This is a genomic window from Variovorax sp. MSC1_012 (assembly GCF_023667525.1).
In the GTDB taxonomy this organism is placed as follows: Bacteria; Pseudomonadota; Gammaproteobacteria; order Burkholderiales; family Burkholderiaceae_C; genus Variovorax; species Variovorax beijingensis_B.
This window is the reverse complement of record NZ_CM174443.1, coordinates 3,098,336-3,121,439: the sequence shown is the minus strand read 5'-3', so window position 1 is coordinate 3,121,439 and position 23,104 is coordinate 3,098,336. Positions and strand designations below refer to the sequence as shown.

The window sequence follows — 23,104 nt, the reverse complement described above, 5'->3', positions numbered from 1 at the left end:
CCATGACGACGGCTGCCGAGATCGAACATCTCCAACAACACGGTCTGTATTCCGGTGCCGATGAACACGATGCCTGCGGCGTCGGCTTCGTCGCGCACATCAAGGGCGAGAAAAGCCATGCCATCGTGCTGCAGGGCCTGAAGATCCTCGAGAACCTCGACCATCGCGGCGCAGTGGGCGCTGACAAGCTGATGGGCGACGGCGCCGGCATCCTGATCCAGCTGCCCGACCGCCTCTATCGCGAAGAGATGGCAAAGCAGGGCGTCACGCTGCCTCCGCCCGGCGAATACGGCGTCGGCATGATCTTCCTGCCCAAGGAGCACGCCTCGCGCGAAGCCTGCGAACAGGAAATGGAACGCGCCATCAAGGCCGAAGGCCAGGTGCTGCTGGGCTGGCGCGATGTGCCGGTCAACCGCGACATGCCGATGTCGCCCACGGTGCGCGCCAAGGAGCCGCTGCTGCGCCAGGTGTTCATCGGCCGCGGCAACGACGTGATCGTGCAGGACGCGCTGGAACGCAAGCTCTACGTGATCCGCAAGACCGCCAGCGCCAACATCCAGCGCCTGAAGCTCAAGCACAGCAAGGAATACTACGTTCCGAGCATGTCGAGCCGCACCGTGGTCTACAAGGGCCTGCTGCTCGCCGACCAGGTCGGCACCTACTACCTCGACCTGCAGGACAAGCGCTGCGTCTCGGCCCTGGGCCTGGTGCACCAGCGCTTCTCGACCAACACCTTCCCCGAGTGGCCGCTGGCCCACCCGTACCGCTATGTCGCCCACAACGGCGAAATCAACACGGTCAAGGGCAACTACAACTGGATGAAGGCGCGCGAAGGCGTGATGTCGTCGCCCGTGCTGGGCGCCGACCTGCAGAAGCTCTACCCGATCAGCTTTGCCGGCCAGTCCGACACCGCCACCTTCGACAACTGCCTCGAGCTGCTGACGATGGCCGGCTATCCCATCAGCCAGGCCGTGATGATGATGATTCCCGAGCCCTGGGAACAGCACGCCACCATGGATCCGCGCCGCCGCGCGTTCTACGAATACCACGCCGCCATGCTGGAGCCCTGGGACGGCCCGGCCTCCATCGTGTTCACCGATGGCCGCCAGATCGGCGCCACGCTCGACCGCAACGGCCTGCGCCCCTCGCGCTATTGTGTGACCGACGACGACCTGGTCATCATGGCCTCCGAATCGGGCGTGCTGCCCGTGCCCGAGCAGAAGATCGTGCGCAAGTGGCGCCTGCAGCCCGGCAAGATGTTCCTGATCGACCTGGAGCAGGGCCGCATGATCGACGACGAGGAGGTCAAGGCCACCCTCGCCAACAGCAAGCCCTACAAGCAGTGGATCGAGAACCTGCGCATCAAGCTGGACAGCGTCGAGGCCGAGCCGGTTCCCGCGCCGCTCTCGCAGGTGGCACTGCTCGACCGCCAGCAGGCCTTCGGCTATACCCAGGAAGACATCAAGTTCCTGATGAGCCCGATGGCGCAGGCCGGCGAAGAGGGCATCGGCTCCATGGGCAACGACAGCCCGCTGGCCGTGCTCTCCAGCAAGAACAAGCCGCTCTACAACTACTTCAAGCAGTTGTTCGCGCAAGTGACCAACCCGCCGATCGACCCGATCCGCGAGGCGATCGTGATGTCGCTGGTGTCCTTCATCGGCCCCAAGCCCAACCTGCTGGACATCAACCAGGTCAACCCGCCGATGCGGCTCGAAGTGAGCCAGCCGATCCTCGACTTTGCCGACATGGCCAAGCTGCGCGACATCGGCACCTACACGCAGGGCAAGTTCAAGAGCTACGTACTCGACATCACCTACCCGCTCGCCTGGGGCTACGAGGGCGTCGAAGCCAAGCTCGCATCGCTGTGCGCCGAAGCGGTGGACGCCATCAAGGGCGGCCACAACATCCTGATCGTGAGCGACCGCGGCGTGAGCCCGACGCAGGTGGCGATCCCCGCCGTGCTGGCGCTGTCGGCCGTGCACCAGTACCTGGTGCGCGAGGGCCTGCGCACCACGGCGGGCCTGGTGGTGGAAACCGGCTCGGCGCGCGAAGTGCATCATTTCGGCGTGCTGGCAGGCTACGGCGCGGAAGCCGTGCACCCCTACCTCGCGATGGAAACGCTGGCCGCGATGCACGCCGACCTGCCGGGCGACATGAGCGCGGAGAAGGCGGTCTACAACTACGTCAAGGCGATCGGCAAGGGTCTGTCCAAGATCATGTCGAAGATGGGTGTCAGCACCTACATGAGCTACTGCGGCGCGCAGCTGTTCGAAGCCATCGGCCTCAACACCGAGACGGTGAACAAGTACTTCACCGGCACCGCCAGCCGCGTCGAGGGCATCGGCGTGTTCGAGATTGCCGAGGAAGCCATCCGCATGCACAAGGCGGCTTTCGGCGACGACCCGATTCTTTCCAACATGCTCGACGCCGGCGGCGAATACGCCTGGCGCACGCGCGGCGAAGAGCACATGTGGACGCCCGACGCCATCGCCAAGCTGCAGCACAGCACGCGCTCCAACAACTGGAACACCTACAAGGAATACGCGCAGCTCATCAACGACCAGAACCGCCGCCATCTCACGCTGCGTGGCCTGTTCGAGTTCAAGCTGGATCCGGCCAAGGCCATTCCGGTGGACGAGGTCGAGCCTGCCAGCGAGATTGTCAAGCGCTTTGCCACGGGCGCGATGTCGCTCGGCTCGATCAGCACCGAGGCGCACTCCACGCTCGCCATTGCCATGAACCGCATCGGCGGCAAGAGCAACACGGGCGAGGGCGGCGAAGACCCAGCGCGCTACCGCAACGAACTCAAGGGCATCCCGATCAAGCAGGGCGACACGCTCAAGAGCGTGATCGGCGCGGCCAACGTCGAGGTCGATCTGCCCCTGAAGGACGGCGACTCGCTGCGTTCGCGCATCAAGCAGGTGGCGTCGGGCCGCTTCGGCGTCACGGCCGAGTACCTGCATTCGGCCGACCAGATCCAGATCAAGATGGCGCAGGGCGCCAAGCCGGGCGAAGGCGGCCAGCTGCCGGGCGGAAAGGTCACCGAGTACATCGGCAAGCAGCGCTACGCGGTGCCGGGCGTGGGCCTGATCTCGCCGCCGCCGCACCATGACATCTACTCGATCGAAGACCTCGCGCAGCTGATCCACGACCTGAAGAATGCCGCGCCGCACGCGAGCATCAGCGTCAAGCTGGTGAGCGAAATCGGCGTGGGCACCATCGCTGCGGGCGTGGCCAAGTGCAAGAGCGACCACGTGGTGATCGCGGGCCATGACGGCGGCACGGGCGCCTCGCCCTGGTCGTCGATCAAGCACGCGGGCAGCCCGTGGGAAATCGGCCTGGCCGAAACTCAGCAGACGCTGGTGCTCAATCGCCTGCGCAGCCGCATCCGCGTGCAGGCCGACGGCCAGATGAAGACCGGCCGCGACGTCGCCATCGGCGCGCTGCTGGGCGCCGACGAGTTCGGCTTTGCGACCGCACCGCTGGTGGTCGAGGGCTGCATCATGATGCGCAAGTGCCACCTGAACACCTGCCCGGTGGGCGTGGCCACGCAAGACCCGGTGCTGCGCAAGAAGTTCTCGGGCAAGCCCGAGCACGTCGTCAACTACTTCTTCTTCGTGGCCGAAGAAGTGCGCCAGATCATGGCCCAGCTCGGCATCCGCAAGTTCGACGACCTGATCGGCCGCGCCGACCTGCTCGACATGCGCAAGGGCATCGAGCACTGGAAGGCCTCGGGCCTCGATTTCAGCCGCCTGTTCGCGCTGCCGATCGTGCCGGCCGAAGTGCCGCGCTACCACGTCGAGAACCAGGACCACGGCCTGGAGCGTGCGCTCGACGTCAAGCTCATCGAGAAGTCGCGTCCGGCCATCGAGCGGGGCGAGAAGGTGCAGTTCATCGAGGTGGCGCGCAACGTCAACCGTTCGGTGGGCGCCATGCTGTCGGGCGCGCTGACCAAGGTGCATCCGCAGGGCCTGCCCGACGACTCGATCCGCATCCAGCTCGAAGGCACGGGCGGCCAGTCGTTCGGCGCCTTCCTGGCGCGCGGCATCACGCTCTACCTGATCGGCGATGCCAACGACTACACCGGCAAGGGCCTGTCGGGCGGCCGCGTGGTGGTGCGCCCGAGCCTCGACTTCCGTGGCGAAGCGGTGCGCAACACCATCGTGGGCAACACTGCGCTCTACGGCGCGACCACCGGCGAGGCTTACCTCTGCGGCGTGGCAGGCGAGCGTTTTGCCGTGCGCCTCTCGGGTGCCACGGCCGTTGTCGAAGGCACGGGCGACCATGGCTGCGAATACATGACGGGCGGCACGGTCGCGGTGCTCGGCAAGACGGGCCGCAACTTCGCTGCCGGCATGAGCGGCGGCGTGGCCTTCGTCTACGACGAGGACGGCCAGTTCGCCACGCGCTGCAATCTCTCGATGGTGTCGCTCGACAAGGTGCTGACCTCGGCCGAGCAGACGGCGAGCATGCACCGCAAGGTCTGGCACGGCGGCGAGACCGACGAGGCCCAGCTCAAGAAGCTGCTCGAAGAGCACCACCGCTGGACCGGCAGCAAGCGCGCGCGCGAACTGCTCGACAACTGGGCGGTCTCGCGCACCAAGTTCGTCAAGGTGTTCCCGAACGAGTACAAGCGCGCGCTTGCCGAGCTGCACGACCGCAAGGTCGAACTCACGAGCAGCGGCAACAACGCGCACATGGGCCTCGAGCCGCATGCGTTGGTCGCACCGGCCACGACGGCTGCGGTCTGAGCGGCAACGAACGAAGAACAGAGGAAAGCACGATGGGAAAGATCACCGGCTTCATGGAGCATGAGCGTATCGAAGAGGGCTACAAGCCCGTCGAGGAGCGCGTCAAGCACTACAAGGAATTCGTCGTCGGCCTGACGCCGGAGCAGGCCAAGGTGCAGGGCGCGCGCTGCATGGACTGCGGCACGCCGTTCTGCAACAGCGGCTGCCCGGTCAACAACGTCATTCCGGACTTCAACGACCTCGTGTACCGCAACGACTGGCAAAACGCCTTCGCGGTGCTCGACTCGACCAACAACTTCCCCGAGTTCACCGGCCGCATCTGCCCCGCGCCCTGCGAGGCGGCCTGCGTGCTCAACGTGAACGACGACCCGATCGGCATCAAGTCGATCGAGCACGCGATCATCGACCGCGCCTGGGATGAAGGCTGGGTGGCGCCGCGCGTCGCCAAGCACAAGACCGGCAAGAAGGTCGCAGTGGTGGGTTCAGGGCCAGCCGGCATGGCGGCGGCGCAGCAACTCGCGCGCGCCGGCCATGACGTGACGCTGTTCGAGAAGAACGACCGCATCGGCGGCCTGCTGCGCTACGGCATCCCCGACTTCAAGATGGAAAAGACCCACATCGACCGCCGCGTCGAGCAGATGAAGGCCGAGGGCGTGACCTTCCGCACCGGCGTCGTCGTCGGTGCAGCGAAGGATCCGCTCGGCAAGGGGTCCAAGGTCACGAACCTGGCCAAGGAAACCGTCACGCCCGAGCAGCTGCAGAAGGACTTCGACGCCGTGGTGCTCACCGGCGGCGCCGAGCAGTCGCGCGACCTGCCGGTGCCGGGCCGCGACCTCGACGGCATTCATTTTGCGATGGAGTTCCTGCCGCAGCAGAACCGCGTCAACGCGGGCGACAAGGTCAAGGGCCAGCTGCGCGCCGACGGCAAGCACGTGATCGTGATCGGTGGCGGCGACACCGGCTCCGACTGTGTGGGCACCAGCAACCGCCATGGCGCGGCCAGCGTCACGCAGTTCGAGCTGATGCCGCAGCCGCCCGAGGAAGAAAACCGCCCGCTGACCTGGCCCTACTGGCCGATCAAGCTGCGCACCAGCTCCAGCCATGAAGAAGGCTGCGAGCGCGAGTTCGCCATCTCCACCAAGGAATTCATCGGTGAAAAAGGCAAGGTCACCGGCCTGAAGACCGTGCGCGTCGAGTGGAAAGACGGCCGCATGCAGGAAGTGGCCGGCAGCGAGCAGATTCTCAAGGCCGACCTCGTGCTGCTGGCCATGGGCTTCGTGAGCCCGGTGGTCAACGTGCTGGATGCCTTCGGCGTCGAGAAGGATGCACGCGGCAACGCCAAGGCCACGGTCGACTTCATTGGTGGCTATGCCACCAGCGTGCCGAAGGTGTTTGCTGCGGGCGACATCCGCCGCGGCCAGTCGCTGGTAGTCTGGGCAATTCGCGAAGGCCGCCAGGCCGCGCGCTCGGTGGACGAGTTCCTGATGGGATTCAGCGACCTGCCGCGCTGATTTTTGTTTCAGTTTTGCGGGGCCGGCCACGGCCCCGCTATCATTCGCGGAAACCGCATGCCGGGATGCCTGAGAAGGTGCCCGGCTTTTTTATTGAGATGGAATCAGCCGCACCACTGCCACACCCCTTTGTCGAGTTCCGCGACGTTTCGTTCGGCTACGGCGCACGGGCGATTCTCGGCGGTGTGTCGTTTGCCGTGCCGCGCGGCAAGGTGACGGCGCTGATGGGCGCCTCGGGCGGCGGCAAAACCACCGTGCTGCGGCTCATCGGCGGCCAGCAGCGGGCGCAGCGCGGCGAGGTGCTTTTCGATGGCCAGGACGTCGGCAAATTTGACGCCGCCGGGCTGTACAAGGCCCGGCGCCGCATGGGCATGCTGTTCCAGTTCGGTGCCCTGTTCACCGACATGAGCGTGTTCGACAACGTCGCGTTTCCGCTGCGCGAGCACACGCAGCTCTCGGAAGCGCTGGTGCGCGACATCGTGCTCATGAAGCTCGACGCAGTCGGCCTGCGCGGCGCGCGCGACCTGATGCCCAGCGAGGTGTCCGGCGGCATGGCACGGCGCGTGGCCCTGGCGCGCGCCATTGCGCTCGACCCCGATCTCGTGATGTACGACGAGCCCTTTGCCGGCCTCGACCCGATTTCCCTGGGCACGGCGGCGCGGCTGATCCGCCAGCTCAACGACACGCTGGGGCTGACCAGCATCGTCGTGTCGCACGATCTCGAGGAAACCTTCCGTATCGCCGACCACGTGATCATCCTGGCCAACGGCGGCATCGCCGCACAGGGCACGCCTGAAGAGGTGCGGGGGAGCGCCGATCCATTGGTGCATCAGTTCGTCAATGCGCTGCCCGACGGGCCGGTGCACTTTCACTACCCCGTGGTCGGCATCGAGGAAGATTTCGGCGATGAAGGAGGGCGGTCATGAGCGCAGCGCTGAGCAGGGGGCAGGCATGAGCTGGTGGAAGCCCGCCGACATCGGCTTTGCCGTGCGCAGCAAGCTGGCCGACCTGGGCTATGGCGCCAAGCTGTTCCTGCGCCTGCTGGTGCAGGGGGCACGAAGCTTGCAGCGCTTCGGGCTGGTGCGCGACCAGATCCATTTTTTGGGCAACTACTCGCTGGCCATCATCGCGGTGTCGGGGCTTTTCGTCGGCTTCGTGCTGGGCCTGCAGATGTACTACGCGCTGCAGCGCTACGGTTCCTCCGAGGCGCTCGGCCTGCTGGTGGCGCTGAGCCTGGTGCGCGAGCTCGGGCCCGTGGTGGCCGCCTTGCTGTTCACGGGGCGTGCCGGTACTTCGCTCACCGCGGAGATCGGCCTCATGAAGGCCGGCGAGCAGCTCAGCGCCATGGAGATGATGGCGGTCGACCCGGTGCAGCGCATTCTTGCGCCGCGTTTCTGGGCCGGCGTGATCACGATGCCGCTGCTGGCGGCCGTGTTCAGCGCGGTCGGCATCATGGGCGGCTATGTGGTGGGCGTGCTGATGCTGGGCGTGGACCCGGGCGCGTTCTGGGGCCAGATGCAGGGCGGCGTCGACGTCTGGCGCGACGTGGGCAACGGCGTGATCAAGAGCATCGTGTTCGGCTTCACCGTGACCTTCATCGCGCTGCTGCAGGGCTACGAGGCTCAGCCCACGCCTGAGGGCGTGTCGCGCGCGACCACGCGCACGGTGGTGATGGCGTCGCTTTCGGTGCTGGGGCTCGACTTCCTGCTCACGGCCATGATGTTCAGTATTTGACGGAGCCCCGGCTCCAATCGTTCTAGAGAGTGCAAACCATGCAACGTTCCAACAACGACATCTGGGTCGGCCTGTTCGTCCTGATCGGCGGCGCGGCGCTGCTGTTCCTCGCGCTGCAGTCGGCCAACCTGCTGAGCCTGAACTTCCAGAAGACCTACAACGTCACCGCGCGTTTCGACAACATCGGCGGCCTCAAGCCGCAAACGGCGGTCAAGAGCGCCGGCGTGGTGGTCGGCCGTGTGGAATCCATCTCGTTCGACGACAAGTCTTTTCAGGCCAGCGTCACACTGGCATTGCAAAACCGTTACAGTTTTCCCAAGGACAGCTCGCTCAAGATCCTGACCAGTGGCCTGCTCGGCGAGCAGTACATCGGAATCGAGGCGGGCGCCGAGGAGAAGAACCTGCAAGCCGGCGACACCGTCACCTCGACCCAATCGGCCGTGGTGCTGGAAAACCTGATCAGCCAGTTCCTCTACAGCAAGGCGGCCGAAGGAAATACCTCGACGCCGGGAACAGCCAATAAGAAATGAAAACAAGCCTTTTTTCGTCCTTCGCTATTAATAACATGGCGAAATATGCTCGCTGGGCGAGTGCTGCAGCTGCTTTTTCGCTCGTTGCAGGATGCGCGACCGGTCCCGGGGCCAATCCGGCCGACCCTTTCGAGCCCATGAACCGAGGCGTCACCCGCTTCAACGACACAGTCGACGAGGCCGTGCTCGTGCCCGTGGCCACGGCCTACCAGCGCGTGCTGCCTTCCATGGTGCGCACCGGCGTGAGCAATTTCTTCGGCAACCTGGGTGACGTCTGGAGCTTTGCCAACAGCGTGGCCCAGCTCAGGCTGCAGAACAGCGCCGAGACCTTCATGCGGGTCAACGTCAACACCCTGTTCGGTCTTGGCGGCCTTCTCGACATTGCCACCGAGGCAGGCATCGACCGCCACGAGGAAGATTTCGGCCAGACGCTCGGCCGCTGGGGCGTGGGCGCCGGCCCGTACGTGGTGCTGCCGGTGTTCGGCCCGTCGACCCTGCGCGATACGGCGGCATTGCCGGTCGACCGCGCCGGCAGCGTGCTCGGCAGCATGAACGACGTGGCCTGGCGCAATTCGCTGTCGTTCCTAGAGGCTGTCGATACGCGGGCGAAGTACCTGCGCGCCGGCCGCCTGCTCGATGATGCGGCGCTCGACAAGTACACCTTCACGCGCGACGCCTTCCTGCAGCACCGCCGCAACGACGTCTACGACGGCAATCCGCCTGGCGACGAAGGCGGAAAATAAAGCACAAAAAGGCGCGGAATAGGGGCTTTTCGCGGACGGACGAGCAGTTTTCCTGCTTGCATCCCGTTTCAAGGCTTCACCTGCGCTTCAGGAACCCGGTCGGCCGGGAGCCTGTCGAACACGTTCTTTCCAGGAGGCGCGGCTTCAATCCGTGTCTTGCCGGATTTTCAACTCGAGGGAATTGCCATGAACAACAAGATCTTGCAACGACGCGGCTTTGGCCGCCTGGTGCTGGCCAGCGCCTTGCTTTTCGGTGCCGCCACGGCTTTCGTGCGTCCGGCCCATGCCGCCGACGAAGCGCCCGATGCACTGGTCAAGCGTTTGTCGACCGATGTGCTCGAAACCATCAAGGCCGACACTTCCATCAAGGCTGGCGACGTCAGCAAGATCATGGTGCTGGTCGACAGCAAGATCATGCCCAACGTCAACTTCCAGCGCATGACGGCTTCCGCTGTCGGCCCGGCATGGCGCCAGGCCACGCCCGAGCAGCAAAAGCGGCTGCAGGAAGAATTCAAGACCCTGCTGGTGCGCACCTACGCCGGCGCGCTCGACCAGGTGAGCGACCAGACCGTCACGGTGCGTCCGTTCCGCGGGTCGCCTGAAGACACCGAAGTGCTGGTTCGCACCGAGGTCAAGGGCCGCGGCGATCCGGTGCAGCTCGACTACCGGCTCGAGAAAACGCCCGGCCAGGGCGGCGGCTGGAAGGTCTACAACCTCAATGTGCTGGGCGTCTGGCTGGTCGACACCTACCGCACCCAGTTCTCGCAGGAAATCAACGCCCGCGGCATCGACGGCCTGATTGCAGCGCTGGCGGCGCGCAACAAGGGCAACAACGGCAAGAGCTGAGGCCATGCTGGTCCTGCCCTCCAAACTCACCCACGACGAAGCCCCGGCCTGCATGCGCATGCTGCAGCAGGGGCTGACGGGGCAGACCGATACATCCACGGTGGTGGACGCCAGCGCGCTGGCGCAGTTCGATTCCTCGGCCTTGGCGGTGCTCCTGGAGTGCCGCCGCGAATCGAGCGCGCTCGGCCGGGGCTTCGCGGTCAAGGGGCTTTCGCCGCGGCTGCGCGAACTGGCCGCGCTCTACGGCATCGCAGGGCTTCTGCCGGCGGCGCCCTGATCGCCGGCGGCCCGGCAGCGGCCGCGTCAGGGCATCCGGCCGCCGCCGAGCGGCCTGCGGGGCGGGCCCGTAAAATCGCCGGCTCCCATGCCCGCGATCTCATTCCAATCGGTCTCCAAGACCTACCCTCCCTCCAGACAACAGCGGGCCCAAGGCAAGCAGGGGCTGCGCGCCGTCGACGAGGTCAGCTTCCAGATCGAGCCGGGCGAGTTCTTCGGCCTGCTCGGGCCCAATGGCGCGGGCAAGACCACGCTCATCAGCATGCTGGCAGGCCTGTCCCGCCCCACGGCCGGCGCCATCAGCGTCCATGGCTTCGACGTGCAGCGCGACTATGCCGAGGCCCGGCGCCAGCTCGGCATCGTGCCTCAGGAGCTGGTGTTCGACCCCTTCTTCAATGTGCGCGAATCGCTGCGCATCCAGTCGGGCTACTTCGGCATCAAGAACAACGAGCCCTGGATCGACGAGCTGCTGCAAAGCCTGGGCCTGGCCGACAAGGCCACGGCCAACATGCGCCAGCTCTCGGGCGGCATGAAGCGCCGGGTGCTGGTGGCGCAGGCGCTGGTGCACAAGCCGCCGGTCATCGTGCTGGACGAGCCCACCGCCGGGGTCGACGTCGAGTTGCGGCAGACGCTCTGGCAGTTTGTCGCCAGGCTCAACAAGGAGGGCAGCACCGTGCTGCTCACCACTCATTACCTCGAAGAGGCCGAGGCGCTGTGCAGCCGCATCGCGATGCTCAAGCTCGGCAAGGTGATCGCCCTGGACCGCACCAGCGAGCTCTTGAAGTCGGCCGCCAGCAACGTGCTGCGCTTCAAGACCGACGCCATGCTGCCCTGGGCCATTGCGCAGCATGCGCGCATCACCGGGCGCATCGTGCAGCTGCCGGCGCAGAACGCCCATGAAGTCGAACAACTGCTGGCCGCGATCCGCGAAGCCGGCGTCGCCGTGGAAGACGTGGAAATGCGCAAGGCCGACCTGGAAGACGTGTTCATCGACCTGATGGCGGGCGAGCAGACGCCGCTGGAGGTTGCGAGATGAGCGCCGCGCCGGGCCGCCCCAAGCAAGCGAAGCTCCCCCTCGGGGGGACGCGAGGACACGCAGTGCCGAGCAAGGGGGCCCTATGATGGCCGTTACAGGGTGGCGCGCGCTGCTCTACAAGGAAACGCTGCGCTTCTGGAAGGTCGGCTTCCAGACCGTCGGCGCGCCGGTGCTCACCGCGCTGCTCTACCTGATGGTGTTCGGCCATGTGCTCGAAGACCATGTGAAGGTCTACGGCTCGGTCGGCTACACCGCCTTCCTGGTGCCGGGCCTCGTGATGATGAGCGTGCTGCAGAACGCCTTCGCCAACAGCTCGTCGTCGATCATCCAGAGCAAGATCATGGGCAACCTGGTGTTCGTGCTGCTCACGCCGCTGTCGCACTGGGGCTGGTTCTTCGCCTACGTGGGCTCGTCGGTGATCCGCGGGCTGGCCGTGGGGCTCGGCGTGTTCGCGGTCACCGTGTTCTTCGCGATGCCGAGCTTCGTTGCGCCGCTCTGGATCCTGGTGTTCGCGCTGCTGGGCTCCGCGATGCTCGGCACGCTGGGCCTTATTGCCGGGCTCTGGGCCGAGAAGTTCGACCAGATGGCGGTGTTCCAGAACTTCCTGATCATGCCCATGACCTTTCTGTCTGGCGTTTTCTATTCGATCGGTTCGCTGCCGCCGTTCTGGCAGGGCGTGAGCCACCTGAACCCGTTCTTCTACATGATCGACGGCTTCCGCTACGGCTTCTTCGGCGTGAGCGACGCTTCGCCCTGGCTCAGCCTGGGCATCGTCGGCGCCGCATGGCTGGTGGTGAGCGCCATCGCCGTCCACCTGCTGCGCATCGGCTACAAAATCAGAGGCTGAAAGGCCCTTTCCAATTCCCATGACCGCCGAACAACTCCAGGCCCTGATCCAGTCCCACCTTCCCTGCGAGCACATCACGCTCGAAGGCGATGGCCGGCATTGGTACGCCACCATCGTCTCGGCCGAATTCGAGGGCAAGCGCGCGATTCAGCGCCATCAGCGGGTCTACGCGACCCTGGGTGCGAAAATGCATACCGACGAGGTGCATGCGCTCTCGATGAAGACCTACACGCCGGCCGAATGGGCGGCGTTGGAAAAATAACTCTCCGGCCCCCGGGCCCTGATTCGCTGGAAATTCGATGGACAAACTTCTGATTCGCGGCGGGCGCCAGCTCCGCGGCGAGGTACTCATTTCCGGCGCCAAGAACGCAGCCCTGCCAGAGCTGTGCGCCGCGCTGCTGACCGACCAGCCCGTGACGCTGCACAACGTGCCGCGCCTGCAGGACGTGTCGACCATGCTCAAGCTGGCGCGCAACATGGGCGTTGCGGCCGAGCGCGACGACAACGGCACGGTGCGGCTCGATGCGGGCGACCTCAGCAACCCCGAGGCGCCCTACGAACTGGTGAAGACCATGCGCGCCTCCGTGCTGGCCCTGGGCCCGCTGCTCGCGCGTTTCGGCCATGCCAAGGTGTCGCTGCCCGGCGGCTGCGCCATCGGCTCGCGGCCGGTCGACCAGCACATCAAGGGCCTGCAGGCGATGGGCGCCGAGATCGTGGTCGAGCACGGCTACATGATCGCCAGCCTGCCGGCCGGACGCACCCGCCTGAAGGGCGCGCGCATCCTGACCGACATGGTGACCGTCACCGGTACCGAGAACTTCCTCATGGCCGCCGCGCTCGCCGAGGGCGAAACGCTGCTCGAAAACGCTGCGCAGGAGCCCGAGATCGTCGACCTGGCCGAAATGCTGATCCGCATGGGCGCGAAGATCGAAGGCCACGGCACCAGCCACATCCGCATCCAGGGCGTCGAGAAGCTGCACGGCTGCGAGCACGCCGTGGTGGCCGACCGCATCGAAGCCGGCACCTTCCTGTGCGCCGTTGCGGCCACCGGCGGCGACGTGTTCCTGCGCCACGCGCGCGCCGACCACATGGACGCGGTGATCGACAAGCTGCGCGACGCCGGCTGCACCGTCGCGGCGCAAGAGGGCGGCGTGCGCATCAGCTCCAGCGCCCCGGCCTGCGAGCACCTCAAGGCGCAGAGCTTCAGCACCACCGAATACCCGGGCTTCCCGACCGACATGCAGGCCCAGTTCATGGCCCTGAACGTGATCGCGCGCGGCGCCTCGATGGTCACCGAGACCATCTTCGAGAACCGCTTCATGCACGTGAACGAGATGGTGCGCCTGGGCGCGACGATCCACGTGGAGGGCAAGGTGGCGATGGTCGAGGGCGTGCAGCAGCTCTCGGGCGCCACCGTGATGGCGACCGACCTGCGTGCCTCGGCCAGCCTGGTGATCGCCGGCCTCGTGGCCGATGGCGAGACGCTGGTCGACCGCATCTACCACCTGGACCGCGGCTACGATCGCATGGAAGCCAAGCTGCGCGGCCTGGGCGCCGACATCGAACGCATTTCGGGAGCCGCCGCATGATCACCCTGGCGCTCTCGAAGGGCCGCATCTTCGAAGAGACGATGCCGCTGCTGGCCGCGGCCGGCATCGAGGTTACCGAAGACCCCGAAAAATCGCGCAAGCTGATCCTGGCCACCACCCGGCCCGACGTGCGCGTGGTGCTGGTGCGCGCCTCCGACGTGCCCACCTACGTGCAGTACGGCGGCGCCGACCTCGGCGTGACCGGCCTGGACGTGCTGCTGGAAAACGGCAACCAGGGCATGTACCAGCCGCTGGACCTGCGCATTGCGGCCTGCCGTCTCAGCGTGGCGGTGCGCGCCGACTACGACTACGCCTCGGCCGTGAAGCAGGGCTCGCGCCTGCGCGTCGCCACCAAGTACGTGGGCCTGGCGCGCGACTTCTTCGCCACCAAGGGCGTGCACGTCGACCTGATCAAGCTCTACGGCAGCATGGAGCTCGCACCGCTCACCGGCCTGGCCGACGCCATCGTCGACCTGGTCTCGACCGGCAGCACGCTCAAGGCCAACCACCTGGTCGAGGTCGAGCGCATCATGGACATCAGCGCGCGCCTCGTGGTCAACCAGGCCGCGCTCAAGCTCAAGCGCGAGCCGATCCGCCGCATCATCGACGCCTTCGCGTCGGCCATTCCTTCCGCCTGACTTCCGCCCGAACCCTCCCATGACCCCGAAAGCAGCCCCCGTCCGCCTCTCCACGGCTTCAGCCGGCTTCGACGCTGAATTCAAGGCGCGGCTGCATTGGTCCGCGGATGCCGACGCGGCCATCGAGAAGGTGGTGGCCGACATCCTGGCCGATGTGCACAAGCGCGGGGACGAAGCGGTGCTGGAGTACACGCGCCGCTTCGATGGCCTCGGCGCTGCGGCCGTGCCGGAACTCGAACTGACGCAGGCCGATTTCAAGGAGGCCTTCGACTCGCTCCCTGCCGCTCAGCGCGATGCACTGCAGGCCGCGGCCGATCGCGTGCGCAGCTACCACGAGGCGCAGAAGAAGGCCAGCGGCGAGAGCTGGAGCTACCGTGACGTGGATGGCACCCTGCTGGGCCAGAAGGTCACGCCGCTCGACCGCGTAGGCATCTACGTGCCGGGCGGCAAGGCCGCCTATCCGTCCAGCCTGTTGATGAACGCCATTCCGGCCCATGTGGCGGGCGTCGGCGAAATCATCATGGTGGTTCCCACGCCCGTGAAGGGCAGCGTGGCCACGGGCGGTTCCGGCGGACAGTCGTCCAGCAAGGGCGAACGCAATGTGCTGGTGCTCGCCGCCGCCTACGTGGCGGGCGTCACGCGCGCCTTCACCATCGGCGGCGCGCAGGCCGTGGCCGCGCTGGCCTACGGCACCGCCACCATCCCCGCGGTCGACAAGATCACCGGCCCCGGCAACGCCTATGTGGCAGCCGCCAAGCGCCGCGTTTTCGGCACCGTGGGCATCGACATGATCGCGGGTCCGAGCGAGATTCTCGTGCTGGCCGACGGCAGCACGCCGCCCGACTGGGTGGCGATGGACCTGTTCAGCCAGGCCGAGCACGACGAGCTCGCGCAGAGCATCCTGCTGTGCCCCGACGCCGCATACATCGACCGCGTGCAGGCCGAGATCGACCGCCTGCTGCCCGGCATGCCGCGCGCCGAAATCATCGCGGCTTCGCTCAACGGCCGCGGCGCGCTCATCCACACGAAGAGCATGGAAGAGGCCTGCGAGATCAGCAACCGCATCGCACCGGAGCACCTGGAGGTGAGCAGCAGCGAGCCGCAGCGCTGGGAGCCGTTGCTGCGCCACGCCGGCGCGATCTTCCTCGGCGCCTTCACCAGCGAGAGCCTGGGCGACTACTGCGCGGGCCCCAACCACGTGCTGCCCACGAGCGGCACGGCGCGCTTCTCGAGCCCGCTCGGTGTGTACGACTTCCAGAAGCGCTCCAGCCTCATCGAAGTCAGCGAAGCCGGCGCACAGGTGCTTGGCCCCATCGCCGTCACGCTGGCCGAAGGCGAAGGCCTGCAGGCGCACGCCGAAGCGGCGCGCATGCGCCTGCACAGGATCTGAAGCCCTCCGGCCGCGGACAGGGCAAAGCAAGATGGCTCGATGCCGTTCTTTTCATCGTTCGCGCGCGGCGGCATGGCTGCTGGCGCTCGCGGCTGCGGGCTCGGCGCACGCCATGAGCATCCGCGAACTACGCACGCTGGAAGCAAACGAGAAGGACGGCAAGGCCTACGCGAGCTACTACCTCGTCGGCGTGCTCGAAGGCCTGCGCGAAGGCGCGGAAGCCTCGCAGCGCAACGGCCAGAAGCCGGTCTTCTGCGTCGAGGGCCGGCGCCTCGAGCCTTCGATGGCACGCTCCCTCTACCAAACAGAGCTGACCCGCAACGCCGACAGCTACGAAGCCGACATGCCCGTTCAACTGGTCATGTCCGGCGCCCTCAGAAACAGCTACCGCTGCACCCGATGACATCTTCTCTGCCCGCCGCCCGACCGATCGACCGCATCCGCTGCGACGTGCAGTCCATGCATGCCTACGCGGTGCAGGATGCACGCGGCTTCGTCAAGCTCGACGCCATGGAAAACCCCTTCGGCTTGCCGCCCGCATTGCAGGCTGAGCTTGGCGCACGGCTCGGCGCGTTGGCGCTCAACCGCTATCCGGGCGAACGCGGCGCCGACCTTCAGCGCGCGCTGGCCGCGCACGCGCAGATGCCTGAAGGCTTTTCGCTGATGCTGGGCAACGGTTCCGACGAACTGATTTCGCTGCTCGCCATTGCCTGCGACATGCCCGGCGCCACGGTGCTCGCGCCCGTACCCGGCTTCGTGATGTACGCGATGAGCGCGCAACTGCAGGGCCTGCGCTTCGTTGGCGTGCCGCTCACGGCCGACTTCGAGCTCGACGAGGCAGCCATGCTCGCCGCCATCGCGCGCGAGAAGCCGGCCATCGTGTACCTGGCGTATCCGAACAATCCCACCGCCAACCTCTGGGACGATGCCGCCATCGAGAAGATCGTGCAGGCCCAGGGCGAGCAGGGCGGCCTGGTGGTGATCGACGAGGCCTACCAGCCCTTCGCGGCCCGAAGCTACATCGACCGCATCGCGCGGCACGGCCACGTGCTCCTGATGCGCACGCTCAGCAAGTTCGGCCTGGCCGGCATCCGCCTCGGCTACCTCATGGGCCCCGCCGCGCTGGTCGCCCAGATCGACAAGGTGCGCCCGCCCTACAACATCAGCGTGCTCAATTGCGAATGCGCACTGTTCGCGCTCGAGCATGCCGAGGTGTTCGAGGCCCAGGCAAGGCAGATCCGCGACGAGCGCCACCGCCTCATGATGGGGCTGGGCCGCCTTGCGGGCGTGAAGGTCTGGCCAAGCGACGCCAACATGATCCTCGTGCGCGTGCCCGATGCCGCCAAGGCCTTCGAGGGCATGAAGGCGCGCGGGATTCTTGTGAAGAACGTTTCTAAAATGCACGAACTGCTCGCAAACTGCCTGCGCCTCACCGTCGGAACGGCCGACGAGAATGCGCGGATGCTTGCGGCACTCGAAGCCTCACTATGACCACCCCCCAAACAGCCGACACGGGCACTGCCGATCGCACCGCATCGGTCACCCGCAACACCGCCGAAACCAGGATCACCGTCAGCGTCAACCTGGACGGCACGGGCAAGGCCAGGCTCTCCACGGGCATCGGCTTTTTCGACCACATGCTCGACCAGATCGCCCGCCACGGCCTGATCGACCTCGAGATCGATTGCCAGGGCGACCTGCACATCGACGGCCATCACACGGTGGAAGACGTGGGCATCACGCTGGGCCAGGCGGTGGCCAAGGCCGTGGGCGACAAAAAGGGCATCCGCCGCTACGGCCATGCCTACGTGCCGCTCGACGAGGCGCTGAGCCGCGTCGTCATCGACTTCTCGGGCCGCCCGGGCCTGGTGATGCACGTGCCGTTCACGAGCGGCATGATCGGCACCTTCGACAGCCAGCTCACCTACGAATTCTTCCAGGGCTTCGTCAACCACGCCTTCGTCACGCTGCACATCGACAACCTCAAGGGCGTCAATGCGCACCACCAGTGCGAGACCGTGTTCAAGGCCTTCGCGCGCGCGATGCGCGGTGCGCTCGAACTCGACCCACGCTCCGTGGGCGTCATTCCATCGACCAAGGGCTCGCTCTGAACGCCCCTGCCGCCAAGCTATGAAATCTGTAGCAAATACCGTCGCCGTGGTCGACTACGGCATGGGCAACCTGCGCTCCGTCTCGCAGGCCGTGCAGCATGCGGCCGACCAGGTGGGGGTGCAGGTCTTCGTCACCTCCGACCCCGAGGTGGTGCGCAAGGCCACGCGCGTGGTGCTGCCGGGGCAGGGCGCCATGCCCGACTGCATGCGCGAGCTGCGCGACTCCGGCCTGCAGGAGTCGGTGCTCGAGGCTGCGGCGAGCAAGCCGCTCTTCGGCGTGTGCGTGGGTATGCAGATGCTGCTGTCGCGCAGCGACGAAGGCCCGACCGACGGGCTCGGGCTGATTCCGGGCGAAGTCGTCAAGTTCGACCTGGCGGGACGCTTGCAGCCGGACGGCAGCCGCTTCAAGGTGCCGCAGATGGGCTGGAACCAGGTGCGCCAGGCCCGGCCGCACCCCGTGTGGGCGGGCGTGCCGGACATGAGCTATTTCTATTTCGTGCACAGCTTCTATGCCCGGCCGGCCGACATCCGGCACAGCGTGGGCGAGGCCGATTACGGGGCATGCTTTACCGCTGCCGTCGCACGCGATAACATTTTTGCCACCCAGTTCCACCCGGAGAAGAGTGCGGACCATGGGTTGCAGCTCTACCGAAATTTCCTCCACTGGAATCCCTGACCTTATATTTCCGCCCGGGCCGAACCTTCCTCAGCCCGGATTCCGCACACTCGCGTCACTTCCATGCTCCTCATTCCCGCCATTGATCTCAAAGACGGCCACTGCGTTCGCCTCAAGCAGGGCGACATGGACCAGTCCACCATCTTCAGCGAAGACCCCGCCGCCATGGCCCGCAAGTGGGTCGAGGCCGGCGCGCGGCGGCTGCACCTGGTCGATCTGAATGGCGCATTCGCCGGAAAACCGCAGAACCATGCGGCCATCAAGGCGATCCTGCGCGAGGTGGGCGACGACATTCCGGTGCAGCTGGGCGGCGGCATCCGCGACCTGGACACCATCGAGCGCTACATCGACGATGGCCTGCGCTACGTGATCATCGGCACCGCCGCGGTCAAGAACCCGGGCTTCCTGAAGGACGCCTGCGTGGCCTTCGGCGGCCACATCATCGTGGGGCTCGACGCCAAGGACGGCAAGGTGGCCACCGACGGCTGGAGCAAGCTCACGGGCCACGAGGTGGCCGACCTGGGCAAGAAGTTCGAGGACTACGGCGTCGAATCGATCATCTACACCGACATCGGCCGCGACGGCATGCTCTCGGGCATCAACATCGATGCGACCGTCAAGCTCGCGCAGGCATTGACCATCCCGGTGATTGCCTCGGGCGGCCTGTCGAACATGGCCGACATCGACCAGCTCTGCGCGGTCGAGTCCGAAGGCGTCGAAGGCGTGATCTGCGGCCGGGCCATCTATTCGGGCGACCTCGACTTCGCCGCCGCGCAGGCCCGCGCGGACGAGCTGGCCGGCGTCTGAGGCGCTTCCTTCCGTAGCGCGGCGTGCTTTCCGCGCTTGCCATCGCCAACTACCGCTCGCTGCGCCAGCTGACGGTGCCGCTCGGGCGGCTCACGGTGGTGACCGGGCCCAACGGCAGCGGCAAGTCCAGCGTCTACCGCGCGATGCGACTCCTGGCCGACATTGCCAACGGCGGCGTGATCCGCTCGCTGGTGCGCGAGGGCGGGCTCTCTTCCACCCTCTGGGCCGGGCCGGAGCGTTTTTCGGCCGCCATGCTGCGCGGCGATGTGCCGGTGCAGGGCACCGTGCGCAACGAGCCCGTGAACCTGCGGCTCGGCTTCTCGGGCGTCGAGACGAGCGACTTCGGCTACGCCATCGACATCGGACTTCCGGTGCCGCGTGAAACAGCCTTTGGAGGAGATCCTGAAATCAAGCGCGAGGCCATCTGGAGCGGCCCGGTTCTGCGGCCCGCCACCCAACTGGTCGACCGCAAGGGCGCAGCGCTGCGGCTGCGCGGCGAGCGCAGCGGAAGCTGGCAGGCGGTGGGGCGGCCTATCGCCCACTTCGCCAGCATGATGACCGAGTACGCCGATCCGCACGCCGCGCCCGAGATGCTCGCGCTGCGCGAGCAGATGCGCTCCTGGCGCTTCTACGACCACTTCCGCTCCGACGCCGATGCGCCCGCGCGCCAGCCGCAGCTTGGGACCTACACCCCGGTGCTCGCCAACGATGGCGCCGACCTCGCGGCCGCGCTGCAGACCATCCGCGAGATTGGCGACGGCGAGGCGCTCGACCGCGCCGTGGACGACGCATTTCCGGGCGCCCGCATCCAGGTGCGGGTGAACGAAGACCGCTTCGAAACGCTGATGCACCAGCACGGCCTGCTGCGTCCGCTGACGGCGGCGGAGCTTTCGGACGGCACCCTGCGCTACCTGCTCTGGATTGCCGCGCTGCTGACGCCCCGCCCGCCGGCGCTCCTGGTGCTCAACGAGCCCGAGACCAGCCTGCATCCCGACCTGCTGCCCGCGCTCGGCCGGCTGATCGCGCAGGCCGCGCGCGGGTCGCAAGTGATCGTGGTGTCGCATGCCGCGCGGCTGATCGCCGCGCTCGAAGACAGCAACGATCTGCAATCGGTGGTGCTCGAGAAGCGCTTCGGCGAAACCCGCATCGCCAACCTCGACATGAGCGAGATCCCGCATTGGGCGTGGCCGGCGCGCTGACCGCCGGAGCGGTTATTCCGCCTTCACCGCCATCGTCTGGATGATCGCTTGCAGTTGCGCGCTCATCGGCAGGTCGATGCTTTCTCCGGTGGGCAGCTTGCGCAGGAACCAGCGCTTGTATTGGCGCTCGATTTCGCCGTCCTGCGCCAGCACCTGGAAGGCGTCGTTGATCACCTTGGCCAATTGCGTATCGCCCTTGCGGTACATGATGCCGTAGGGGTCGTAGGAGAGGTAGTCGCCGACCACCTCGTACTGGGCCTTGGCGGCTTCCCGCGCGATCAGGCCGTAGAGCAGCACGTCGTCGGTGGCAAAGGCGTCGGCCTGGCCGCTTTTCACCAGCCCGAAGGAATCGGCATGGTCGCGCGCCACCCGCAGGTCGATATCGAGCCTGAACTTCTGCGACAGCTCGCGCAGCGTCTTCTCGTTGGTGGTGCCCGCGGTGACGGCCACCCGCTTGCCGGCCAGGTCGCGGAATGACTTGATCGACGCCCCCTTCTTCACCAGCACCTTGGTGCCCGAGACGAAGATCGTGGGCGAGAAGCTCACGCGCTTTTGCCGCTCGAGGTTGTTGGTGGTCGAGCCGCATTCGAGATCGACCGTGCCGCGCTCGACCGCATCCATGCGCGAATCGGAGGTCACCGGCACCCACTTGATCGCGAGGCTCTTGTTCACCGCATCTTCAATGGCCGTGACCAATTCGCGGCAGAGCTCGATCGAATAGCCGACAGGCTCCTGGCGTGCATTGAGAAAGGAAAACGGCACCGACGACTCGCGGTAGCCGATGGCGATGGCACCGCTCTCGCGCACCTTGGCAAGGGTGCCGGTCAGCGTTTCAGGAGCTTCTTGCGCCTGCACGGGAGCGCCCGTGGCAAGGGCGGCCGCCGCCAGCAGTCCGGCGATGAAAACCGGCAGCGTGGCCCTGGGCTTCATGGCGAGCCTCACGCGTGGGCCGGATGGGCGAGGGTGGCCGCGGCTTCGGCGTCGAGCGCCTTGGCATTCACCGCCGCGTCGCTCTCGGAGAGCAGTTCGCCCTCCCACTTGGCGACCACGGCCGTCGCGATGGAGTTGCCCACCGCGTTGGTGGCCGAACGCCCCATGTCCAGGAAGGTGTCGACGCCCAGGATCAGCAGCAGGCCGGCTTCCGGAATATCGAAGTGGTTGAGCGTGGCGGCAATCACCACCAGCGAGGCGCGCGGCACGCCGGCCATGCCCTTGGAGGTGAGCATGAGGATGAGCAGCATGGTGATCTGCGTGCTCAGCGGCATGTGGATGTTGTAGGCCTGCGCGATGAACAGCACGGCAAAGGTGCAGTACATCATCGAGCCGTCCAGGTTGAACGAGTAGCCCATCGGCATCACGAAGCTGGAGATCTTGCGCTTGACACCGAAACGGTCGAGCGCCTGCAGGATCTTCGGGTAGGCCGCTTCCGAGCTGGCCGTGGCGAACGAAAGCAGGAAGGCTTCCTTGATGAGCGCCATCAGCCTGAACACCCGGCGTCCCAGGAACGACACCCCCGCGAGAATCAGTACGCCCCACAGCACAAACAGGCCCAGGTAGAAGTCGCCCATGAAGACAGCGAACTTGAGCAGGATGCCCAGGCCGTTCGTCGCAACGGTGGCGGCCATGGCGGCCATGACGGCAAGCGGCGCCAGCTTCATCACGTAGCCGGTGATCTTGAGCATGGCGTGCGAGAGTTCGTCGATGGCGGCCACCAGCGTCCTGGCCTTGTCGCCGAGCGAGGCGAGCGCCACGCCGAAGAACATCGAGAACACCACGATCTGCAGGATCTCGTTGTTGGCCATGGCCTCGGCGAAAGACTTTGGAACCAGGTGGCTCACGAAGTCCTTGAGGGTGAACTTCGCGGTGGCCAGGTTGGCCGAAGCGCCGATGTCCGGCAGCGGCAGTCCCAGGTTTTCGCCGGGCTTCAGAAGGTTGGCCATGACCAGGCCGATGAGCAGCGAAATGAGCGAAGCGGTAAAGAACCATCCGAGCGACTTGCCGAACACGCGGCCCACCGACTTGGCGTCTCCCATGTGCGCAATGCCCACCACCAGCGTGGAGAACACCAGCGGCCCGATCAGCATCTTGATGAGGCGCAGAAACACGTCCGACACAATCGACACGTAGCCTGCGATCTGCGCCGCTGCCTTCTTGTCGGGAAAGCTCGTGAAGATCATGTAGCCGACAAGAATGCCGACCACCATGGCGATCAGGATCCAGGCGGCGGCCGGCAGTTTTCTCTTCATGTGTATCCCTTCGAGGTGTGTGTGGTTCCGGAGCGGGCGCGCATCGGCCGGCGCCCTGTTCTTGCGCGGCAGCGAAGGGTATCCAAGAAGGTCCCCTGCATGCAACCGGCACCGGCATGGCCGCGATGAAGCCTTAAGTGTCCAATGCCAATTCCGTGCCACGGAATTTCCGCT

The 23,104-nt window shown here is 66.3% G+C and carries 22 protein-coding genes; 20 read left to right on the top strand and 2 right to left on the bottom strand.

What is annotated here, in order from left to right; all coding sequences use genetic code 11:
* The first annotated feature begins 2 nt into the window (after nucleotides 1–2).
* The 20 genes from L1081_RS14810 to L1081_RS14715 all read left to right on the top strand — a co-directional run bounded on the left by L1081_RS14810 (nucleotide 3) and on the right by L1081_RS14715 (nucleotide 20,684).
* Entirely contained in the window at nucleotides 3–4,751 is a 4,749-nt protein-coding gene (locus L1081_RS14810) for a glutamate synthase-related protein (protein WP_489412864.1), read from the top strand.
* 32 nt (nucleotides 4,752–4,783) lie between these two features.
* Nucleotides 4,784–6,262, top strand: a complete 1,479-nt coding sequence (gene gltD / locus L1081_RS14805) for a glutamate synthase small subunit (protein ID WP_489412863.1) — start codon at nucleotides 4,784–4,786, stop codon at nucleotides 6,260–6,262.
* Nucleotides 6,263–6,327: 65 nt separating this feature from the next.
* A complete protein-coding gene (locus L1081_RS14800; RefSeq protein WP_489412862.1) occupies nucleotides 6,328–7,188 on the top strand; it encodes an ATP-binding cassette domain-containing protein in 861 nt (286 codons plus the stop codon).
* 25 nt (nucleotides 7,189–7,213) lie between these two features.
* Nucleotides 7,214–7,996, top strand: a complete 783-nt coding sequence (gene mlaE, locus L1081_RS14795; protein WP_018906525.1) for a lipid asymmetry maintenance ABC transporter permease subunit MlaE — start codon at nucleotides 7,214–7,216, stop codon at nucleotides 7,994–7,996.
* A gap of 38 nt (nucleotides 7,997–8,034) precedes the next feature.
* Complete coding sequence (gene mlaD, locus L1081_RS14790) at nucleotides 8,035–8,526, top strand: outer membrane lipid asymmetry maintenance protein MlaD (protein ID WP_012746305.1); 492 nt, start codon at nucleotides 8,035–8,037, stop codon at nucleotides 8,524–8,526.
* Nucleotides 8,523–9,269, top strand: a complete 747-nt coding sequence (locus L1081_RS14785; protein WP_489412861.1) for an MlaA family lipoprotein — start codon at nucleotides 8,523–8,525, stop codon at nucleotides 9,267–9,269. The genes mlaD and L1081_RS14785 overlap by 4 nt, the downstream gene beginning before the upstream one ends.
* Before the next feature lie 186 nt (nucleotides 9,270–9,455).
* Complete coding sequence (locus tag L1081_RS14780) at nucleotides 9,456–10,115, top strand: MlaC/ttg2D family ABC transporter substrate-binding protein (protein WP_124957424.1); 660 nt, start codon at nucleotides 9,456–9,458, stop codon at nucleotides 10,113–10,115.
* A gap of 4 nt (nucleotides 10,116–10,119) precedes the next feature.
* A complete protein-coding gene (locus L1081_RS14775; RefSeq protein WP_124957423.1) occupies nucleotides 10,120–10,392 on the top strand; it encodes an STAS domain-containing protein in 273 nt (90 codons plus the stop codon).
* A gap of 87 nt (nucleotides 10,393–10,479) precedes the next feature.
* On the top strand, nucleotides 10,480–11,427 hold the full coding sequence (locus tag L1081_RS14770) for an ABC transporter ATP-binding protein (RefSeq protein WP_124957422.1): 948 nt from the start codon (nucleotides 10,480–10,482) through the stop codon (nucleotides 11,425–11,427).
* Nucleotides 11,428–11,509: 82 nt separating this feature from the next.
* A complete protein-coding gene (locus tag L1081_RS14765) occupies nucleotides 11,510–12,274 on the top strand; it encodes an ABC transporter permease (protein WP_319441038.1) in 765 nt (254 codons plus the stop codon).
* Between the two features lie 19 nt (nucleotides 12,275–12,293).
* Nucleotides 12,294–12,536, top strand: coding sequence for a BolA family protein (locus L1081_RS14760; RefSeq protein WP_012746311.1), 243 nt, complete (start codon nucleotides 12,294–12,296; stop codon nucleotides 12,534–12,536).
* Nucleotides 12,537–12,573: 37 nt separating this feature from the next.
* Entirely contained in the window at nucleotides 12,574–13,863 is a 1,290-nt protein-coding gene (gene murA / locus L1081_RS14755) for a UDP-N-acetylglucosamine 1-carboxyvinyltransferase (protein WP_489412860.1), read from the top strand.
* Nucleotides 13,860–14,501, top strand: a complete 642-nt coding sequence (hisG, locus tag L1081_RS14750) for an ATP phosphoribosyltransferase (RefSeq protein WP_021005882.1) — start codon at nucleotides 13,860–13,862, stop codon at nucleotides 14,499–14,501. Before murA ends, hisG begins: the two co-directional genes overlap by 4 nt.
* A gap of 19 nt (nucleotides 14,502–14,520) precedes the next feature.
* The gene (gene hisD / locus L1081_RS14745) at nucleotides 14,521–15,891 is read left to right on the top strand and encodes a histidinol dehydrogenase (protein WP_489412859.1); all 1,371 of its coding nucleotides are present in this window, start codon (nucleotides 14,521–14,523) and stop codon (nucleotides 15,889–15,891) included.
* Between the two features lie 112 nt (nucleotides 15,892–16,003).
* On the top strand, nucleotides 16,004–16,294 hold the full coding sequence (locus tag L1081_RS14740) for a hypothetical protein (RefSeq protein WP_489412858.1): 291 nt from the start codon (nucleotides 16,004–16,006) through the stop codon (nucleotides 16,292–16,294).
* Nucleotides 16,291–17,382 (top strand): histidinol-phosphate transaminase, encoded by a 1,092-nt coding sequence (gene hisC / locus L1081_RS14735; RefSeq protein WP_489412857.1) that lies wholly within the window; start codon nucleotides 16,291–16,293, stop codon nucleotides 17,380–17,382. Before L1081_RS14740 ends, hisC begins: the two co-directional genes overlap by 4 nt.
* The gene (gene hisB / locus L1081_RS14730; protein ID WP_489412856.1) at nucleotides 17,379–18,002 is read left to right on the top strand and encodes an imidazoleglycerol-phosphate dehydratase HisB; all 624 of its coding nucleotides are present in this window, start codon (nucleotides 17,379–17,381) and stop codon (nucleotides 18,000–18,002) included. Before hisC ends, hisB begins: the two co-directional genes overlap by 4 nt.
* Before the next feature lie 19 nt (nucleotides 18,003–18,021).
* A complete protein-coding gene (hisH, locus tag L1081_RS14725) occupies nucleotides 18,022–18,678 on the top strand; it encodes an imidazole glycerol phosphate synthase subunit HisH (protein ID WP_319441045.1) in 657 nt (218 codons plus the stop codon).
* A 63-nt stretch (nucleotides 18,679–18,741) separates the two neighbouring features.
* Nucleotides 18,742–19,485: a 1-(5-phosphoribosyl)-5-[(5-phosphoribosylamino)methylideneamino]imidazole-4-carboxamide isomerase gene (gene hisA, locus L1081_RS14720; protein ID WP_126745541.1), complete on the top strand. Its 744-nt coding sequence runs from the start codon at nucleotides 18,742–18,744 to the stop codon at nucleotides 19,483–19,485.
* Nucleotides 19,486–19,508: 23 nt separating this feature from the next.
* Nucleotides 19,509–20,684, top strand: coding sequence for an AAA family ATPase (locus L1081_RS14715; RefSeq protein ID WP_489412855.1), 1,176 nt, complete (start codon nucleotides 19,509–19,511; stop codon nucleotides 20,682–20,684).
* Between the two features lie 12 nt (nucleotides 20,685–20,696).
* On the opposite strand, the gene L1081_RS14710 is transcribed toward L1081_RS14715, so the two are convergent.
* Both L1081_RS14710 and L1081_RS14705 read right to left on the bottom strand, forming a co-directional pair.
* Nucleotides 20,697–21,614, bottom strand: coding sequence for a transporter substrate-binding domain-containing protein (locus tag L1081_RS14710; RefSeq protein ID WP_489412854.1), 918 nt, complete (start codon nucleotides 21,612–21,614; stop codon nucleotides 20,697–20,699).
* An 8-nt stretch (nucleotides 21,615–21,622) separates the two neighbouring features.
* Nucleotides 21,623–22,930 carry a cation:dicarboxylate symporter family transporter gene (locus L1081_RS14705; protein WP_489412853.1) on the bottom strand — a complete coding sequence of 436 codons (1,308 nt, stop codon included), beginning with the start codon at nucleotides 22,928–22,930 and terminating at the stop codon, nucleotides 21,623–21,625.
* Between the last annotated feature and the right edge of the window lie 174 nt (nucleotides 22,931–23,104).

What these genes read in the sequence shown, in the direction of transcription:
- L1081_RS14775 (WP_124957423.1), top strand. Translation starts at nt 10,120, where the DNA reads ATGCTGGTCCTGCCCTCCAAACTCACCCACGACGAAGCCCCGGCCTGC.
- hisG (WP_021005882.1), top strand. Translation starts at nt 13,860, where the DNA reads ATGATCACCCTGGCGCTCTCGAAGGGCCGCATCTTCGAAGAGACGATG.
- L1081_RS14785 (WP_489412861.1), top strand. Translation starts at nt 8,523, where the DNA reads ATGAAAACAAGCCTTTTTTCGTCCTTCGCTATTAATAACATGGCGAAA.
- L1081_RS14740 (WP_489412858.1), top strand. Translation starts at nt 16,004, where the DNA reads ATGAGCATCCGCGAACTACGCACGCTGGAAGCAAACGAGAAGGACGGC.
- hisB (WP_489412856.1), top strand. Translation starts at nt 17,379, where the DNA reads ATGACCACCCCCCAAACAGCCGACACGGGCACTGCCGATCGCACCGCA.
- hisH (WP_319441045.1), top strand. Translation starts at nt 18,022, where the DNA reads ATGAAATCTGTAGCAAATACCGTCGCCGTGGTCGACTACGGCATGGGC.
- hisD (WP_489412859.1), top strand. Translation starts at nt 14,521, where the DNA reads ATGACCCCGAAAGCAGCCCCCGTCCGCCTCTCCACGGCTTCAGCCGGC.
- L1081_RS14780 (WP_124957424.1), top strand. Translation starts at nt 9,456, where the DNA reads ATGAACAACAAGATCTTGCAACGACGCGGCTTTGGCCGCCTGGTGCTG.
- L1081_RS14800 (WP_489412862.1), top strand. Translation starts at nt 6,328, where the DNA reads ATGCCTGAGAAGGTGCCCGGCTTTTTTATTGAGATGGAATCAGCCGCA.
- mlaE (WP_018906525.1), top strand. Translation starts at nt 7,214, where the DNA reads ATGAGCTGGTGGAAGCCCGCCGACATCGGCTTTGCCGTGCGCAGCAAG.
- gltD (WP_489412863.1), top strand. Translation starts at nt 4,784, where the DNA reads ATGGGAAAGATCACCGGCTTCATGGAGCATGAGCGTATCGAAGAGGGC.
- murA (WP_489412860.1), top strand. Translation starts at nt 12,574, where the DNA reads ATGGACAAACTTCTGATTCGCGGCGGGCGCCAGCTCCGCGGCGAGGTA.
- hisA (WP_126745541.1), top strand. Translation starts at nt 18,742, where the DNA reads ATGCTCCTCATTCCCGCCATTGATCTCAAAGACGGCCACTGCGTTCGC.
- L1081_RS14770 (WP_124957422.1), top strand. Translation starts at nt 10,480, where the DNA reads ATGCCCGCGATCTCATTCCAATCGGTCTCCAAGACCTACCCTCCCTCC.
- mlaD (WP_012746305.1), top strand. Translation starts at nt 8,035, where the DNA reads ATGCAACGTTCCAACAACGACATCTGGGTCGGCCTGTTCGTCCTGATC.
- L1081_RS14705 (WP_489412853.1), bottom strand. Translation starts at nt 22,930, where the DNA reads ATGAAGAGAAAACTGCCGGCCGCCGCCTGGATCCTGATCGCCATGGTG.
- L1081_RS14760 (WP_012746311.1), top strand. Translation starts at nt 12,294, where the DNA reads ATGACCGCCGAACAACTCCAGGCCCTGATCCAGTCCCACCTTCCCTGC.
- L1081_RS14710 (WP_489412854.1), bottom strand. Translation starts at nt 21,614, where the DNA reads ATGAAGCCCAGGGCCACGCTGCCGGTTTTCATCGCCGGACTGCTGGCG.
- hisC (WP_489412857.1), top strand. Translation starts at nt 16,291, where the DNA reads ATGACATCTTCTCTGCCCGCCGCCCGACCGATCGACCGCATCCGCTGC.
- L1081_RS14810 (WP_489412864.1), top strand. Translation starts at nt 3, where the DNA reads ATGACGACGGCTGCCGAGATCGAACATCTCCAACAACACGGTCTGTAT.
- L1081_RS14765 (WP_319441038.1), top strand. Translation starts at nt 11,510, where the DNA reads ATGATGGCCGTTACAGGGTGGCGCGCGCTGCTCTACAAGGAAACGCTG.